The 884-nt window shown below is 35.3% G+C and carries 1 protein-coding gene; it reads right to left on the minus strand.

Annotated features, from left to right (window positions below; genetic code table 11):
• Positions 1-706 (minus strand): extracellular solute-binding protein (locus ACRCJ0_RS16180; RefSeq protein ID WP_431391189.1); only part of this gene is annotated, 706 nt, incomplete at its 3' end.
• Positions 707-884: the final 178 nt, after the last annotated feature.

Genomic DNA, 884 nt, shown 5'->3' on the forward strand with positions numbered 1-884 from the left:
CTTCTGTTGGTGCAGCTTCACGGCCGTTACCATTGTTGTACATGTCTTCTTCAGTTTTGTTGATAAATTGCTCAACGTACCAACCATAGATAGTTAATGACATTGGCATTTCAACGCCAGCTTCAGTTAATTGTGGTGAAATTTCAATAATTTCTTCAAATGTAGTTGGTGCTTCTTCGATACCAGCTTGCTCAAATAGGTCTGCATTGTAGTACATTAACGGTGTAGATGAGTTGAATGGCATAGAGTATAAAGTGTCATCTTTCGTATAGTAAGCTAATAAGTTTTCTTCTAAGTCGCCTAATTCAAATCCAGATTCGTCAACGTAATCTTGAACAGGTACTGTTAAACCTGAGTCGATCATGAATGTCATTCCTTGTTCAAATACTTGAACTAAATCGGCACCAACATCAGAACCAGAGGCAGATGAACGTAATTTTGTTAATGTTTCATCATAAGTTCCTTGGTATTGTGCATTCACAAAAACTTCGTCTTGTGACTCATTGTATTGGTCAACGATTTTTTGTAGTGCTTCACCAGTAGATCCACCCATACCATGCCAGAATACTAATTCAGTTTCGCCTTCTGCAGCACCAGTAGATGAGTTGGATGATTCAGAACCTGCACTAGCATCACCACATGCAGCTAATAATGCAGATGATAATAACCCCACACCAAAGCGCATAACTTTCTTGTTAAATTTCATTGTCCTTATTTCCTCCCGAAAATTGATCTCAAATTTTTAACTCCGCTATTTATCTTAAACTACCAATATTAACTTCCAATCAATTTTAAGTATTAGTTTTGAAAATAATCAGTAAAGTCTTTAATTCGATTTCTTTACACTTAATTGATTTTATATATCAAATAAAAAACGATAAAAA

The organism is Aerococcus sp. L_32 (assembly GCF_050689315.1).